General features: G+C 66.0%; 10 protein-coding genes. 2 read left to right on the top strand and 8 right to left on the bottom strand.

Features of this window, described 5'->3' with window-relative positions; all coding sequences use genetic code 11:
• Positions 1 to 79: 79 nt before the first annotated feature.
• Entirely contained in the window at positions 80 to 2,110 is a 2,031-nt protein-coding gene (locus R9J51_RS10985; RefSeq protein ID WP_179562284.1) for an alpha/beta hydrolase family protein, read from the bottom strand.
• A 296-nt stretch (positions 2,111 to 2,406) separates the two neighbouring features.
• Between R9J51_RS10985 and R9J51_RS10980 the strand changes: the two genes are divergently transcribed.
• Complete coding sequence (locus R9J51_RS10980; protein WP_022675959.1) at positions 2,407 to 3,189, top strand: succinate dehydrogenase iron-sulfur subunit; 783 nt, start codon at positions 2,407 to 2,409, stop codon at positions 3,187 to 3,189.
• Positions 3,190 to 3,283: 94 nt separating this feature from the next.
• The gene (gene zapE, locus R9J51_RS10975) at positions 3,284 to 4,402 is read left to right on the top strand and encodes a cell division protein ZapE (RefSeq protein ID WP_179504485.1); all 1,119 of its coding nucleotides are present in this window, start codon (positions 3,284 to 3,286) and stop codon (positions 4,400 to 4,402) included.
• A gap of 386 nt (positions 4,403 to 4,788) precedes the next feature.
• Here the strand turns inward: zapE and R9J51_RS10970 are convergent, their stop codons facing one another.
• The 7 genes from R9J51_RS10970 to R9J51_RS10940 form a co-directional block, all read right to left on the bottom strand.
• On the bottom strand, positions 4,789 to 6,876 hold the full coding sequence (locus R9J51_RS10970; RefSeq protein ID WP_432787387.1) for an EAL domain-containing protein: 2,088 nt from the start codon (positions 6,874 to 6,876) through the stop codon (positions 4,789 to 4,791).
• A gap of 280 nt (positions 6,877 to 7,156) precedes the next feature.
• Positions 7,157 to 9,061 carry an XrtA/PEP-CTERM system amidotransferase gene (locus R9J51_RS10965; protein ID WP_179504484.1) on the bottom strand — a complete coding sequence of 635 codons (1,905 nt, stop codon included), beginning with the start codon at positions 9,059 to 9,061 and terminating at the stop codon, positions 7,157 to 7,159.
• Positions 9,062 to 9,079: 18 nt separating this feature from the next.
• Positions 9,080 to 10,609, bottom strand: a complete 1,530-nt coding sequence (xrtA, locus tag R9J51_RS10960; RefSeq protein ID WP_432787386.1) for an exosortase A — start codon at positions 10,607 to 10,609, stop codon at positions 9,080 to 9,082.
• A 100-nt stretch (positions 10,610 to 10,709) separates the two neighbouring features.
• Entirely contained in the window at positions 10,710 to 11,936 is a 1,227-nt protein-coding gene (locus tag R9J51_RS10955; RefSeq protein WP_179504483.1) for a TIGR03087 family PEP-CTERM/XrtA system glycosyltransferase, read from the bottom strand.
• Between the two features lies 1 nt (position 11,937).
• On the bottom strand, positions 11,938 to 12,999 hold the full coding sequence (locus tag R9J51_RS10950) for a FemAB family XrtA/PEP-CTERM system-associated protein (RefSeq protein ID WP_179504482.1): 1,062 nt from the start codon (positions 12,997 to 12,999) through the stop codon (positions 11,938 to 11,940).
• Positions 12,996 to 13,880: an XrtA system polysaccharide deacetylase gene (locus R9J51_RS10945; RefSeq protein WP_179504481.1), complete on the bottom strand. Its 885-nt coding sequence runs from the start codon at positions 13,878 to 13,880 to the stop codon at positions 12,996 to 12,998. The genes R9J51_RS10950 and R9J51_RS10945 overlap by 4 nt, the downstream gene beginning before the upstream one ends.
• Before the next feature lie 14 nt (positions 13,881 to 13,894).
• Positions 13,895 to 15,163 carry an XrtA/PEP-CTERM system-associated ATPase gene (locus R9J51_RS10940; protein WP_179504480.1) on the bottom strand — a complete coding sequence of 423 codons (1,269 nt, stop codon included), beginning with the start codon at positions 15,161 to 15,163 and terminating at the stop codon, positions 13,895 to 13,897.
• Between the last annotated feature and the right edge of the window lie 11 nt (positions 15,164 to 15,174).

Below are 15,174 nucleotides of genomic sequence, written 5' to 3'. Positions count from 1 at the left end.
GGCCCGATATGTTCGCCATTTTGGCGCCTCGGGGGGGTGCCATTTATGAATTCACGACCTAGGATTCGACCTTGGGCGCTCAAGAAGGATTATACTTCGCCAGCCATGCCCCGATCGCGTCCAGCATCGCCTTGCGGTCTTCGGCGCGGGTGAAATAGTGGTCGGCCTTGGGCAGGCTGACATAATCCACCGTCTTGCCGGCTGCGCGCATGCGGCTGGCCATGGAGTCCGATTGCGAGGCGGCGACGGTCACGTCCTTGCGGCCGTGGATCAGCAGCAGCGGCGCCTTGATCCTGTCCACCGCGTTCAGCGGTGAGACGGCGGGGAAATCGGGCGTCATCGCTTTCCAGTCGTCGCTGTATTTGCCCTGCATGTAATAGCCGCCGAAATCGTTCACTTCGCGGCGCAGGCTGGCCACGCCGGAAATCGAGATGCCGCAGCGGTAGAGGTCCGGGTCCTTGGCCAGGCCCCACATCGTGGCATAGCCGCCATAGGATGCGCCCACGATACACGCCCGCTTGGGGTCCGCCATGCCCTGGGCCACCGCCCAGGCCAGGCCATCGGTGATATCGTCCTGCATGGCCAGGCCCATCTGCCCTTCGCCCTTGCGCAAGAAACCCACGCCATAGCCGGTGGAACCGCGGAAATTGGGCTGGATCACCAGATAGCCACGGCTGGCGATATATTGCGCCAGATAGTCCCAACTGGCCACGTCCTGCGCCCAGGGCCCGCCGTGGGGCAGCATCACCACGGGCAACTTGTGCGCCTCGTGCCCCTTGGGCACCGTCACCACAGCCTCGATCTCCAGCCCGTCACGCGCCTTGTAGCGCATGGTCTTGACCGGGGAGAGCGGCACCTGCTTGAGCGCATCGTTGAACACCGCGATGCGCTGCATCTGGCCCGAATTGAGGCTGAAGTAATAGAGCCCGCCCGGGCTTTCGGGCCGGGCGAGCGTGAGCAGCATGGCGCTGCGGTCGGCGTTGAGGCTGGATATTTCCGCGCTCACGCCCTGCGCCGCCACGGATTTGTCGAACGCGCCCTGGATTTCCGCCATCTCGGGATCGAGCCAGTGGACCCGGCCCGGCGCATCGGTGGTGGCCACGCCCAGCACGGCGGTGCGATCGGTGGAAAGTACCGTGTGGTCGATCTCGGTCCCCGCCGGCGCTTCGAACAGCATCCGCCCGGTCTGCTGGGTCAGCATGTTGACTTCGAACAGCCGGTCGCGGCCATCGTCACCGGTAAACACGGCCACTGCATTGTCGCCGCCTGGCAGGAACACGATCGGGTCAATCAGCGATTCATGGGCGCGCGAACTGGCGCGGTCGATCGTGCGGAGCGCCTGGGCCGGATCGGCGCCGCGATAGACCAACTGCGCCTGGCGGCCCGATTGGGTGAAGGAAACGCCGCTGCGCACCACGCCGTTGCCGTCGGCCTGCCACTCCACCACCCCGGCACGCCAGTTCTGCACGATGCGATCGCGCCCGTTGGCCAGGTTCACACGGTGGACAGTGGGAAAAAAACCTTCGTCCAGATACATCGAGTGCTGCGCCGAAACCAGGATTTCGGGGGTGCCGTCGTGCGCTGTCCAGATCACCGAGGCGGTATTCTGCCCGTTGAGCGACCACAGGATGCGCGTCACTTTGCCAGTGGCACGCTCCACCGCAATCAGTCGGGAGACATAGCCGCGATCGCCCTGGCCCAGCGGCACCAGCGCGCGCAGCTTGACCAGCAGGTAATCGTTGCCGACCCATTGCACCCAGTCCGCCTCGGTCATGTCGGGTACGGCCAGTTGCACCGGCTTTTCCTTGGGATCGAACAGGCTGCGCACGCCGATCACCTGCATCCCGCCCACGCCGAATTTGCCGGCAATCCGCTGCCCGTCGGGCGAAAGCGCGCCATCGGCGAAGAAGGGAATCCGGGCAAAGGCATCGGCGTCGGGCACGGTTGCGCTGGGCGTTGAAGCGGCAGCGGCAGCAGACGCGGCGGCCGGCGGCGCCCCCTGCGGTGACGCACCCGTTTCCGCAAAGGCCGGCGTCGCCAGCAATGCCGCCAGGCCACAACCCCATGCACACACGCCGATTGCCCCAACGCGCGCCAGCTCGTACCGCATCTGTCCCCCTATATAGCCCATTATTTCAAGCTATTGCACAATCAGGGCGATAATCCAGCCTCCCACCGTCCAATTGTCACCATCCTGGATGGGATTTATCGCGCCACCCGCCACGCCCGGGGATTTTTCGCACTGGCAACATGCCCCGCCAGCGAGCGAGGCCAACGGTTTCGGGCATACCATGGGGCAAGCGCCCCACTCCCCCCTTGCCCCATGCTGCGTTTGCGCTAAGGACGACTCGTTGAAGCCGATCTGGCCTTGCCGGCCAGCGGCCCAGTGCAGCAGGACCCGGTTTTATGGCGACTTTCACGCTCCCCAAGAACTCCACGATCACCGGCAAGGCGCGCCATCACGCCGCCGCCACCAACGGCAAGATCAAGAAGTTCAAGGTCTATCGCTATGACCCGGACAGCGGCGAGAACCCCCGCTACGACACGTTCGAGATCGATCTCGAACAGTGCGGCCCGATGGTGCTCGACGCGCTGATCAAGATGAAGGGCGAGCAGGACCCGACGCTCACGTTCCGTCGCTCGTGCCGCGAAGGCATCTGCGGTTCCTGTGCGATGAACATGAATGGCCGCAACGGCTTGGCCTGCACCACCGCGATCGAGGATCTCAAGGGCGAAATCCGCATCACCCCGCTGCCGCACATGCAGGTGATCAAGGACCTGGTTCCCGATTTCACCCATTTCTACGCGCAGTACGCGTCGATCCGCCCCTGGCTGCAAACCGTCTCGCCCACGCCTTCGGGCAAGGAACGCCTGCAGAGCCCGGAACAGCGTGAAAAGCTCGATGGCCTTTATGAGTGCATCCTGTGCGCCTGCTGCTCCACCTCGTGCCCGAGCTATTGGTGGAATTCCGACAAGTTCCTTGGCCCGGCGATCCTGCTCCAGGCCTACCGCTGGCTGGCAGACAGCCGCGACGAGATGACCGGCGAGCGTCTCGACGAGCTGGAAGATCCCTTCCGCCTCTATCGCTGCCACACCATCATGAACTGCGCCAACGTGTGCCCCAAGGGTCTTTCGCCGGCGCGCGCCATTGCCGAAATCAAGAAGATGCAGGCCGAACGCGCGATCTGACGCGCAGCGCCGGCTTTCCTTCTCGCGTTATCCCGAACGCCGGCCGGTCCCTTCCGGCCGGCGTTCTGCTTTTCCAGGGGCCCGTTCCTTTTTCATGACTCGCATCACCCAGCGCTATGCGCAACTCGTCGCCTCGGGCGAACTGCGCCCCGATCCCGAACAGGCGGCCGCCGCCACCCGGCTCGACCGGCTGCAGCAGGAACTGGAAAGCCCCCCGCCCGCGCCGGGTCTTTTTGGCCGCATGCTCGGCAACAAGGCTCCGCCTCCGCCCCGCGGGCTCTACATGTGGGGCGGCGTCGGGCGCGGCAAATCCATGTTGATGGACCTGTTCCACGACAATCTCGCCGTGTCGGCCAAGCGACGCGCCCATTTCCATGCCTTCATGCTGGATGTGCATGCCCGCCTGCGCGAAGCGCGCAAGAGCGAGAGCGGCGACCCGATCGTGCCCGTCGCCGCCGGCCTCGCCGCCGAATGCCGGGTGCTGTGCTTTGACGAAATGGTCGTCAACAACAGCGCCGATGCCATGATCATGAGCCGGATGTTCACCGCGCTGATCGTGGAACATGGCGTGGTGGTGGTCACCACCAGCAACCGCGCGCCGTCGGAACTCTACAAGAACGGCCTAAACCGCGAGCATTTCCTGCCGTTCATCGCGCTGGTCGAAAGCCGGCTCGACGTGCTGGCGCTCAACGGGCCGGTCGATTACCGGCTCGAACGCCTGCAGGGCGTGGGCACCTGGCACGTGCCCAATGGCCCGGCCGCGACCGAAGCCGTACGCGAAGCATTCTTCCGCATGACCGACTTTGCCCCCGAAGACAGCGCCAACGTGCCGAGCGCAGAACTCGACGTGGGCGGAGGACGCACGCTGCACGTGCCCAAAAGCCTCAAGGGCGTTGGCGTGTTCAGCTTCAAGCGCCTTTGCGCCCAGCCGCGCGGTGCCTCGGATTACCTCGCGATCGCCCACGCCTATCACACCGTGATCATCGTCGGCATTCCGCAACTAGGCCCGGAACAGCGCAACGAAGCCGCCCGCTTCGTCACCCTCATCGACGCGCTCTACGAACACAAGGTCAAGCTGATCGCCACGGCCGACGCCGAACCCGTTAACCTTTACGAATCGGGCGACGGCCGATTCGAATTCGAGCGCACCGTGAGTCGACTGATGGAAATGCAAAGCCAAGACTATCTGGCGCTCGGACACGGCAATGAGTGAGCCATAATCCAATAAAACTTAAAGTCATTATAAAGACGAAAGCCCGCGATTATTCATCGCGGGCTTTTGCTTTTTAAAGGGCTTTACTGACCTGATACGCACAACATTTAAAAAATGCCTACGCTACAGCGAGTTCCCGTATCGGCATTAGCCGAACAGCAGGCGAAGCAGCATGAGAACCTCCATCCACGGTTAGAGGCCTCGAGATATCACTAAGTTCCTTGGTTAACAAGAAGTAAACAATTGCAAATTCGCCTCCCGAAGGGGCACCTGTCCCATTTCAGAACAACCAACCGTATATAAACATAGGGAAATTTGACGCAGCGCAACGAAACGCAGCCAGCTCAAGGCGGCCTGCGCTCACCAATTCGGCTCAGATTGTTAAATCAGACAGCCTTGCTCTGCGGCTGCATGCGCGCCTGGTAGTCGCGAAACATGATGTCGAAAGGCTGGGGCTTGCTCAGGTAATACCCCTGCGCATGGTCGCATCCCAAGGCGGCGAGCAATTGGAACGTCGCCTCGTCCTCAATCCCTTCGGCCACCACCGCCTGCCCGAGAGCATGCGCAAGACCAATGGTGCTGGTGATAATCGCCCGGTCACGGTCACTGGTCAGCAAGCGCGAAACAAAACGCCGATCGATCTTCAACTCATCGCTCGGCAGATCGGCCAGATAGGCAAGACTGGCCTCACCCGTGCCGAAGTCGTCAATCGACAGGCGGAAACCCAGGTCGCGAAGACGCGAGAGATTGCGGACGGCATCAGCGCGATTGTTCATGCCTGACGTCTCGGTGATCTCGATGGTCAGCAGACTGGGATTGATGCCGCGCCGGGTCACGATCTCACGAAAGTTTCCGACCAGGTCGGGCTTGTCGACCATTTGGCCCGAAAGGTTGATGCTCATCTGGAAACGCGGCCCAAGGGCATTCACGGCCTGCGCCGCCGTAATGGCCTCTTCAAGCACCCAATACGTCAGCGCGTCGATCCGTCCTGCCCGCTCTGCCTGCAGGATAAAAGCATCCGGTGCGATGAACCCGCGCGTCGGGTGATTCCAACGGATCAGGGCTTCCGCGCCCGAGACGCGCCCAGTGCGGTAATCCCACTGCGGCTGGAACGCCAGCCAGATGTCGCCATTGCGCAGGCCTTCGTCGATGCGCGCGTGCAGCGAAAGCTCCCATGGCGCTTCGGCGAGTCGATGCGCCTCGAAAACCTCCACGGGTCGCCCGTTGCTCAACGCATCGTTCGCGCTCGCGAGGGCCGAATTCACGCGCGTCAGCGCGTCCAAGCCTTCGTTGCGGTCCAACCCGAAGTGAATGTTGGTATCAAACGTGTGCGTGCCGATTTGCAATGGCGCCGAAAACAGCGCGCGCAAACCTTCCAGGTGGCTCAATTGCACATCGATCGGCCGTGCCTCTTCCGCCCAGGCGAAATGGCCGCCGTCGCCGTGAAAGATTTGCCCAGCCCCTGACCCAACCGACAGCCGACGTGCAATTTGGTTGGCGCATTCGCCATGAAGGTCGCGCGGCAACGTCGCGAGAATTTCCTCGTAGCGTGCGACAACCGCGACGATTACATCGCGGCCGACGTCGATTGGATGAGACGACAGTGCAAGGAAGTTGGGAAGGCCCGACGTGCTGGTGTGCTGGATCCGCCGCGTTCGTCGCTGCCAGAGCCGAATGGCTCCATATATGCCCATGAATGTCAGCGCGACATCGGGATGGATCACGAGACCGATGAACCGAATGGTGATCGGCAAGAAGATCAGGATCACCATCAAGGCGACGTAAGCAGCATTCTTAGCAGCACGGCGTTGCATGCGCCTGGCCAAGAGCACGGTTCCCACCGCCAGCATCAGCAAGGGCAAGAACGAGAGATCGGCGTTCAGCGGCCGCTTCAGCCCTTCCGCGCCGGCGATGTCCAGCGAGACGGGCGGCTTGATACCGTGGCCAAGGTATCGCATGGGCGCGATGCCGTTCGATGCCGTGATGATAACCGTCCGCCCTGACAGCAGGCCCGCGGTATAGGAATGTTCCAGCAGCGTGCGCGCGCTGATCTGCTTGATGGTGCTGGGATCGACCGTGAAATCGGGATAAAACGTGCCGTCCGGCACAGACTTCACACCCGCCAGCGCTGCGGACAATGCAGGATACGACCTGCCGCCGATTTCCACGGCGTAAGGTGCGGACACGGCGGCGTGGATGAAATTGTCGTTCCACGAAGACACGTAGATCGGATGCGTGCCGGCAATCTCGGGCGCCGGAAACGTGAAGGCGCCCTTGTCCTTGCGGTTCGCCTCGCTTGCACGCGCGACGAACGCGATGTCGGTACCATAGCTATCGATGATCGATTTCAGTTGCCTGTCACCGTCGGCGTCGAGCCCGTAGGGGATGCGCAGATCGACGAACACCTGCATCGGCATCTGCCGCCGCACGCCTTCGAGCACGCGGGCTTCGGTAGCGGTGTCGAGTTCGGGCATCCCATCCACGGAAACGACCACTACCGAAGAGGGCGCAGGCCGCGTCACGAAGTGAAAGGCAGTGTTCCAATATACGTGGCGGGGAATGTCCGTGATGCCCAAAAGGGGCAGCCAAAGCGCCAGGCTCAGCAGCAGCGATATTCCGATCGGGGATCGCAGAAAGTTTCGCATGGACCATCGGCGCAGTTGGGTTACCTAACTGAGCTAGTCCGAAATGGTTTAGATCACCTTACCGTTTACCATCGGTGGTAACGCGCAAGGCCCTAGGCCCGGGGTAAGGCTATGGTGCCAAAGAGCTATCCAGCCGGGCCAGGCTGCGATCGAGCATCAGCAACTGCCACAGGACGCGGCTGTTGTCGGCCCTTCCGGCAATATGCGATTCGGCCAGGGCGGCCATGCGTTGCGCATCGAACCAACCCGTGCGCGCCAGCGCGCCACCGTGGGCAACGCCGCGTGCCGCGCTCGCCAATGGCCCGCGCAGCCAGGCCGCGATCGGGGTGACGAAGCCCATCTTGGGCCGGAACAACACATCGTCGGGCAAGTAGCGGCGCATGGTCTGCTTCATCAGCCATTTGCCGGTGGCCCCATGCACCCGCATGGTTTCGGGCAGGCGCGCGGCGAATTCGATCAGGCGGTGGTCAAGCAACGGCTCGCGCGCTTCCAGGCTCACGGCCATGCTCGTGCGGTCCACCTTGGTCAGGATGTCGCCGGGCAGCATGAACTTGAGATCGGCATATTGCGCGCGGTCCAGCCCGCTTTGCGCCGGGGCGCCGCGCATCAGCGCCACCAGCGGCTCCTCGGCGCGGTAATCCCCGCGAAGCCGCGCAAATTCGGGGGAATAGAGCGCCGCACGCGCCTCGGGCGCGGTCACCGCCAGGGCGCGGGCATAGCCCACCTCGCCATCCTGGGCCAGGCTCTGGAACGTGGCCTTGGCGCGCAGCGGGCGCGGCGCCCAGTCCGCCTTGGGATAGAGCCGGCCCAGCGCGCCGAACACCGGGCGGCGCAGGCCGGCGGGCAAAAGCGCGCGCGCCTGCTCTTCGCAATGATGGAACACCTGGCGGCGATAGCCGGCAAAGGCCTCGTCCGCGCCATCGCCCGACAGCGCCACCGTCACATGGCTGCGCGCCAGTTCGCACACCCGGAAGGTGGGCAGCGCCGAAGCATCGGCAAAGGGCTCGTCGAACATCGCGACCAGCCGGTCAACGAGTTGGAAATCGTCGGCAGAAACCGTACGCGCATGGTGCTGCGTGGCAAAGCGCTGCGCCACCGCGCCCGCCCAGCTGGTTTCATCGAGCGCGGCCACGTCAAACCCGATCGCGCATGTCTTGACCGGGTCGCGGCTGGCCTCGGCCATCAGCGCCACCACGGTGGAACTGTCCACCCCGCCCGACAGGAACGCGCCCAGCGGCACATCGGCCGCCATGCGCGACGTGACCGCCTTGCGCAGGCGGTGCAGCAGGTGCGCTTCCAGGTCCTTTTCGCTGGCGCGGTCACGCTCGGCAAACGACACGTCCCACCACTGCACCGGTGGCGGTGGCGGGGCATCGTGGCGCAGCAGGCGATAATGCCCCGCCGGCAGTTTCTCCACCCCGCCCAGGATCGAGCAGCCATCGGGCACGAAGCCCCAGGCCAGATAGTCTTCCACCGCCAGCGGATCGAGCGTGCGGCGCAGCATGGGATGGGCAAGCAACTGCTTGAGCTCCGAGCCGAAGATCACGCTGCCGTCAGCAAGCGTGGCCATGTGCAGCGGCTTCACCCCCAACCGGTCGCGGGCCAGCAGCAGCGTGCGTGCGCGCAAGTCGTAAAGGGCAAAGGCAAACATGCCGTTGAACCGCGCCAGGCAGTCCACGCCCCAATGCTGCCAGGCGGCCAGGATCACTTCGCTGTCGCCGTCGGTGCGGAACCGCGCGCCGAGCGCGACCAGTTCGCGGCGCAAGTCCTGGTAGTTATAGATCTCGCCATTGAACACGAGCATTGCCGCGCCATCGGCGCTGGCCATGGGCTGGGGCGATCCGGCCAGGTCGATGATCGACAGGCGGCGGTGGCCCAGGCCCACGCCGGGCGCGGTCCACACCCCATCGCCATCGGGGCCGCGATGCGCGATCACGTCGCCCATGGCGCGCAAGCGCACCGGATCGACCGGCTTCATCCCCTGGGTGTGAAAAATCCCCGCAATGCCGCACATGCCGTGAAAACCAGCCCCTTATTGCCCGCGCGAAATGGTGTCGATCCAGCGGTCGAGCGGCCCGGCGGAGGCCACGAAGGCGGCCAGTGCCGGCGCTGCCGGTGCATTGGCCTTGTCCTCGCTCGACAGGATCAGCGTGGCCGTGGTCCGCGGACGCAGCAAGAGCCGGTCGGCGATGTTCCACAGCTTGAGATGGATATTGCTGCCACCCAGCCAGCCATCGGTGCGGTACCAGGTCAGCGCCAGGCGATGGACCGGGCCGGGGGCCTGGATCATGTCACCCTTGCCGCCTTCCAGCGCCGGAGCGGGCTTTTCCCAGGCCCAGCCGCTGCCCGGCGGCACAGCGCCTTCGCCAAAACCGCCCGCCTCGCGCCCCTCGCCCTGCCCGGCATAGAGCGCGAATGACACATCGACCACATGGCCCTGCCCATCGGCAAAGCGGCCCAGCAGGCGATGATCGGCGCCCGCATGGCGCGGCTGCCACGGCCAGGCCGGGGGCGTTGCCACACGGTGCCACCCCGGCACGGCCGGCAGGTCGATCCGCGCCGGCAGGGGTGCAGCCAGCCGGCCCGCCGCCTCTCCCCATAAAACGAAGCCCAGCGCCAGGGCCACGAGCCCGGCCAGCACCACACCCTGCCCCAGGCGCGCCCGTGCCAGTCGGGCAAGGCGCGCGTCCGCCAGGATCACGGCGGCCCGCACCGGCGGATCGTCGCGCCCACGATCGAAAAAGCGCCAGCCGGCCAGCATCGTCAGTGCCATGACCACGGCAAAGAACACCCAGCCGTAAAATATATGGTCAAACCCGGCGGCGAACTGGATGCCCAGCTTGCCCGCCAGCACGATCGTGCCCCAGGCGCGCACCCCGTTGGCCAGCACCGGCACCTCCAGCGCCAGCACCATGAACCCGGCGCGGCGCGGCCAGGAACGAAAGCAGACCTGGCAGACCAGCACGCCATAGGCGACCATGGCGATCAGGAACTTCACGCCCGAACAGGCTTCGGCCACTTTGAAATAGCCCGCCGGCGTGGTGATGAACACGCCATCGAGCGTCGCAGGAATGCCCACCACATGCAGCAGCGCCATGACGATACGCGCCGTCACCAGCTGCAACATCGGCACCAGTTCATCGCCGAACGGCACCAGGAACAGCATGTAGGCCAGGGGAAACAGCAAGGCGGCCCCGACGCGCGGCCCCATCAGCGCGAGCAGGCTGGCCTGGAGCATCAGCACGCAGGCCGTCTGCGTCACCAGCGAAAAACCGGCGAAATCGCCCAGCATCCACAGGAACGCAGCGCCGGCAAACAGCGCCAGCCCCGGCCACCACCCCTGCGGCGCGATCTGGCGCAAGGCGGCCCAGCGCAGCGACACCAGCCAGGCCAGGATCAAGGGCACCAGCAGGATGTGGCTATAGGTGGAACTCTCCCACCACTGCCCCGCCATAGCCGCCCAATCGGCATGGAACAGCGCGATCAGCCCCAGCCAGCACAGCGCCAGAATGGCCCAAGGCCCAAGATCCTCCCCCACACCGTGGGGGAGGTGGCGGGCCACAGGCCCGACGGAGGGGGCATCGAGCGCCCCACCCCCTCCACCACCGGCTGCGCCGGCGGTCCCCCTCCCCCGCTTTGCGGGAGAGGATCTGGCAAAAATATCAAGCCGCACGGCGGCCAAACCGGCGATCGAGGCCAACCAACGCGGGCAATGGCGCCAGCACGCGATCCCATCCGCATTGCGCGATCACGAAAGCGCGCGCCGCACGGCCCAGCGCATCGGCGCGGATCGTGTCGGACAGCAGCCCAACCGCGCGCGCGGCCAGTTCCTCGCTGGCGGCCGGCGAAATGGCAAAGTCGCGCCCGTCCGTGGCCGCAATCCCGGTGGCGGCCTCTGGCGTCAGCAATACGGGCCGCGCCATGGCCATGGCTTCGAGCACCTTGTTCTGCACCCCGCGCGCCAGCGTCAGCGGCACGACGACCAGGTCTGCCCCGGCCAGCCAGGGGCGCACATCGGCCACGGCGCCGGTCACGCGGGTGCCGTTCACGCCATCGAGCGCCTGGACGGCCGGCGTGGGTGCGCGGCCCACCACGTTGAATTCGGCACGCGGAAACCGCCCCCGGATCAGGGGCATGACCTGGCGGGCGAAGGAAACCACCGCGTCCACATTGGGCGGATAGTCCATCTGCCCGGTAAACACGATCTGCGGCCCCGCCATGACCATCTGCGGCGCAATGGCAATGCCGGCCGGATCGAAATAGGCGGTGTCGATGCCATTGCCCAGGCTGCGCACATCGGGCATGACCCCGCGCCCCAGGCGGCTGCGAAACAGCGCGGCCTCCGCCTCGCTCACCAAAAGGCTGGTCGTGGCCCGGCGCGCAATGCGCGCTTCATAGCGGCGCAGCAGCCAGGCTTCGCGCGCATAGACGGGCGCAGCCAGGCCGGGACGCCGGGCATATTGGCCGAACTTGGCCGAATCCACGTCGACGAAATCCATCACCACGCGGCCAGTGAAACCGGCGGGCACATATTGCGCCATCTGCCCGGAAAACACGAAGATCGTGGTGATCGGCCGGCTGGCCAGGGTCCGCTTCACGTAGCGTGCCAGCTTGCCGTTGGAAAAGGCGGCCAGGCTGATTGGCCGGCCGCCCAGCAGCGCCGCCAGCCCCGCGCTCGCCAGCGATCCGCGCCGCCGCACCAGGCAATGGCTGGCCGCCACCGCCGCCAGTTCGCTTTCATGCGCCATATCCTGCGCGTCGTCGGCCAGGCATGCCACATGCACCGGCGCCAGCGCGGCCAAGGCCTTGAGGATGTGGTGCGAGCGGATCTTGTCGCCGCGATCGGGCGGAAACGGGATGCGATGCGCGATGAACAGGATTTCGCCCATGTCAGGCCAGCCCGCGCGCGATGATCGGCCCGATCAGGTTGGCCAGCGGCAGCGGCAGTTTCTGCCACAGACGGATCTTGGCCTGGTAACGCGGGCTCAATGGATTGACGTCGCGCGGCGCCTGGCCGTCGGCGGTCCAGTGCGCATAAGACAGCGGCTGGGGCACGAAACCCCAGTTGCGCTTGAAGTGATAGGCCCCCGAATCCACCTTGGACCGCCCGAAATCGAAGCGATCCATGCCGCGCCCGCGCGCATGGTTCATCAGCGCATAATACATCACGTCGTTGGCGCGCAGGGCGCGTGCCGCCAGCACGCCCCCGCCCCAATAGGGCATGACCGCGCCGCCGTGATATAGGCTGAGCACGCTGGCCACCGGTTGCCCCTCGTGCAGCACGGTCAGGATATCGGCATCCTGGCCAAAGGCATCGAGCATGCGGGCAAACAGCCGGCGCGGAAACACCGGCGTGCCCAGGTTGCGCACGGATTCGCTGTAAACGCGATAGTGCCAGGCGCGGTCCTGCGCGCCATTCCCGGTGCGGATTTCCAGCGGTTGGGCCAGCCCCTTGCGCAGTTCGGCCCGCTGCTTGCGCGGCACGGCCTGCAACTGTGCCGCATCGTCGGCCGCTAGGGGCATCACGAAGCCGGCGTGGCTGTCCTGCTTGACGTGCCACCCCTGCGCCTGAGGCACCACGCCACCGCGCAGTTCGATCGTCGGGCTTTTCAGGCGCTGGGCCAGGTCTTGCGCAGCCGCCACCAGCGCGGGCGCCGCGGCCGCATCGCCCACGATCCCGCCGCCCACGGCAAAGCCGGCGGACACCAGCGCCCGCCCGAACAGCAGCGACGAAACCGCATGCAAAGGCAGCGCCGCCACGATCACGCCGGCCTGTTCGGCCAGCAGGAGCCGGCTGGCATGGCCGCTGCCCTGCGCCACGGCATCGAGCCAGCGGGGATCGTGAAACACGCTGGCATCGGGTTGCCCGGCCAGGAACCGGTCATAGGCGGCGCGGTCATCCGGCCCGGCCTCGCGCACGGTCGGCGCGCCCAGGCGGAACGGCGCGTTCATGCCGCAGCCGGAAGCGGCGCGGGCGCGCTATCCACCCAGGCGGCTTCGCGCGCGGCCAGTTCGTCCATCCGCCCCCAGGCGAAAGCACGCACCAACCGCTCCAGCTTGGGCGCCATTACCGCAAGATTGGTGTAATGGCGAAAGCGCGAGCGCCACGGTGCGTCGTTGCGGCGCGGCTGATCGGGATCGATTTCCCAGGGGTGGAAATAGAACGCCGCCGGGCGCCCTGCGGCATTGACCTGGCGGATCGCCCAGCTCGAAACGCCATAGGGCAGCAAGCGGAAGAACCCGCCGCCGCCAGCTGCCATGCGCCGCCCGGCGATTTCCGCGGTGGTCACCGGAATTTCCAACAGCGCGCAATTCGCCAGCGGGCGAAAGGCAAAGCGCGGCGCCTCGCGCCAGCCATAGTGATCGTGCACGATCGGCGCGACCGACGAGGAATAGGCGTGGCCGGTCTGCGCCAGGACATCGTGCGCCCAGGGATTGCGCGCATCGATGGAGAAGCTGGGCGCGCGATAGCCGGTCACCGCCTGGCCGCTTGCCTGTTCCAGCGCATCGCGCGCGCGGGCAAGGTCAGCGGCAAAGGCCGCCGGGTCCATGGTGAAGACCCGCTGGTGATCCCAGCCGTGGCTCGCCACCTCATGCCCGGCATCGGCAATGGCGCGCACCAGCGCGGGATGGCGCTGCGCCACCCAGCCCAGCGTGAAGAACGTGGCTTTCACATCGGCCGCGGCAAACATCGCCAGGATCGCGCGAACATTGCGCTCCACCCGCGAATCCAGGCCGTCCCATTGCGCGCGGGCGATGACCTTTTCGAACGCGCCGACCTGGAACCATTCCTCCACGTCGACGGAAAGGCCGTTGATGACAGGCGATGGCATGGCCGCTCTTTCGTTCAGGCCGCGCGCTTGGGGCGGTCGGTTTCGAACCATTCGATCAGCATGGTCAGCACGTGGCGGATCGCTTGTTCCTGCTCGGCCAGGCGATGCTCGAGCACCCCGATGCGCGCGGCGGCATCGCTCAGCGCGGCTTCCAGCGCCGCCGTGCGGGCTTCGCCATCGGCCTGGGCCGCAGCGGCCTGGTCGCCCATCGCGGCGCGCATTTCCGCCACTTCGATCACTGCCTGCTGCAATTCGGCAATCTGCTCGTCGCGGCTGGCCATGGCGGCCTCGATCGCAGCCAGGTCAAAGGCGTGGGTCTGCGTCTGGGACGCGGGCTGCTGCGCCTCGCCCTCGCCGTGGAACGTGTCGGTGGTCAGGCCCAGCGCCTGCGCCGATGCGGCCTGCGGCATGGCAGGCGCGGCATGAGGGGCCTGTGCTGGTTCGGCAGCGGCTTCCGGCGCCGGTGCGGCGCTGTCGGCAGCCATGTCGTCGAGCACGGCGTGGAGCAGCCCGGCCTCGATCCGGTTGGTCTGCTCCAGCGCGCCGGCCAGCAGCACGCGGCTCAAAATCTGGTTGATCCGGCGGGGAATGCCGCCGCTGGCGCGGGCGAGATCGGCATAGACGCGCGGCTCGAACGCCGGGTTGCCGTTCCACCCGGCGCGGGCCAGGCGGTGCTCCACATAGGGGCCCACTTCATCCGGCTCCATCGGCGCCAGGTGGTGCGTGGCGATCACGCGCTGGCGCAATTGCTCCAGCCGGGGCGAATGCTGCACCAGGGTGCGGAATTCGGGCTGGCCCAGCAGCAGGATCTGCAACAGCGGATGCGCGCCCAGCTGGAAGTTGGACAGCATGCGCAGTTCTTCCAGCGCTTCCACGCTCAGGTTCTGCGCTTCGTCCACCACCAGCAGGCAGCGGCGCCCCGCGCGGGCCTCGTCATGCAGGAATGCTTCGATCCGGGCGAGCGCGGCGGCCTTGTCATGGCCGGCCACATCCAGGCCGAACGCGCGCGCGGCCATGTGCACCAGTTCCTGGCCATCAAGCTTGCTGGTCACGATCTGCGCGGCCGTCAGCTGCGCCGGGTCGATGCTGGCCAGAAGATGCGCCGCCAGGGTGGATTTGCCCGCGCCCACTTCGCCGGTGATGACGATGAAGCCTTCGCTCTGCGCCAGGCCATAGCCCAGGTAGGACAGCGCCTTCTTGTGCGTAGCGCTTTCGAAATAGAAATCCGGATCGGGCGTCAGCTGGAACGGACGGGCCGAAAGGCGGTAGAAATCATCGTACATGGGCGTATCGC

It is taken from the genome of Novosphingobium rhizosphaerae (assembly GCF_050920675.1).
Taxonomy (GTDB): domain Bacteria; phylum Pseudomonadota; class Alphaproteobacteria; order Sphingomonadales; family Sphingomonadaceae; genus Novosphingobium; species Novosphingobium rhizosphaerae.
The sequence above is the reverse complement of the archived record's forward strand: the minus strand, read 5'-3'. Positions and strand labels throughout refer to the sequence as shown.

Excerpts from the sequence above, each read along its gene's own strand:
- R9J51_RS10985 (WP_179562284.1), bottom strand. The coding sequence starts at position 2,110 with ATGCGGTACGAGCTGGCGCGCGTTGGGGCAATCGGCGTGTGTGCATGG.
- R9J51_RS10980 (WP_022675959.1), top strand. The coding sequence starts at position 2,407 with ATGGCGACTTTCACGCTCCCCAAGAACTCCACGATCACCGGCAAGGCG.
- zapE (WP_179504485.1), top strand. The coding sequence starts at position 3,284 with ATGACTCGCATCACCCAGCGCTATGCGCAACTCGTCGCCTCGGGCGAA.
- R9J51_RS10970 (WP_432787387.1), bottom strand. The coding sequence starts at position 6,876 with ATGCCCGAACTCGACACCGCTACCGAAGCCCGCGTGCTCGAAGGCGTG.
- R9J51_RS10965 (WP_179504484.1), bottom strand. The coding sequence starts at position 9,061 with ATGTGCGGCATTGCGGGGATTTTTCACACCCAGGGGATGAAGCCGGTC.
- R9J51_RS10955 (WP_179504483.1), bottom strand. The coding sequence starts at position 11,936 with ATGGGCGAAATCCTGTTCATCGCGCATCGCATCCCGTTTCCGCCCGAT.
- R9J51_RS10950 (WP_179504482.1), bottom strand. The coding sequence starts at position 12,999 with ATGAACGCGCCGTTCCGCCTGGGCGCGCCGACCGTGCGCGAGGCCGGG.
- R9J51_RS10945 (WP_179504481.1), bottom strand. The coding sequence starts at position 13,880 with ATGCCATCGCCTGTCATCAACGGCCTTTCCGTCGACGTGGAGGAATGG.
- R9J51_RS10940 (WP_179504480.1), bottom strand. The coding sequence starts at position 15,163 with ATGTACGATGATTTCTACCGCCTTTCGGCCCGTCCGTTCCAGCTGACG.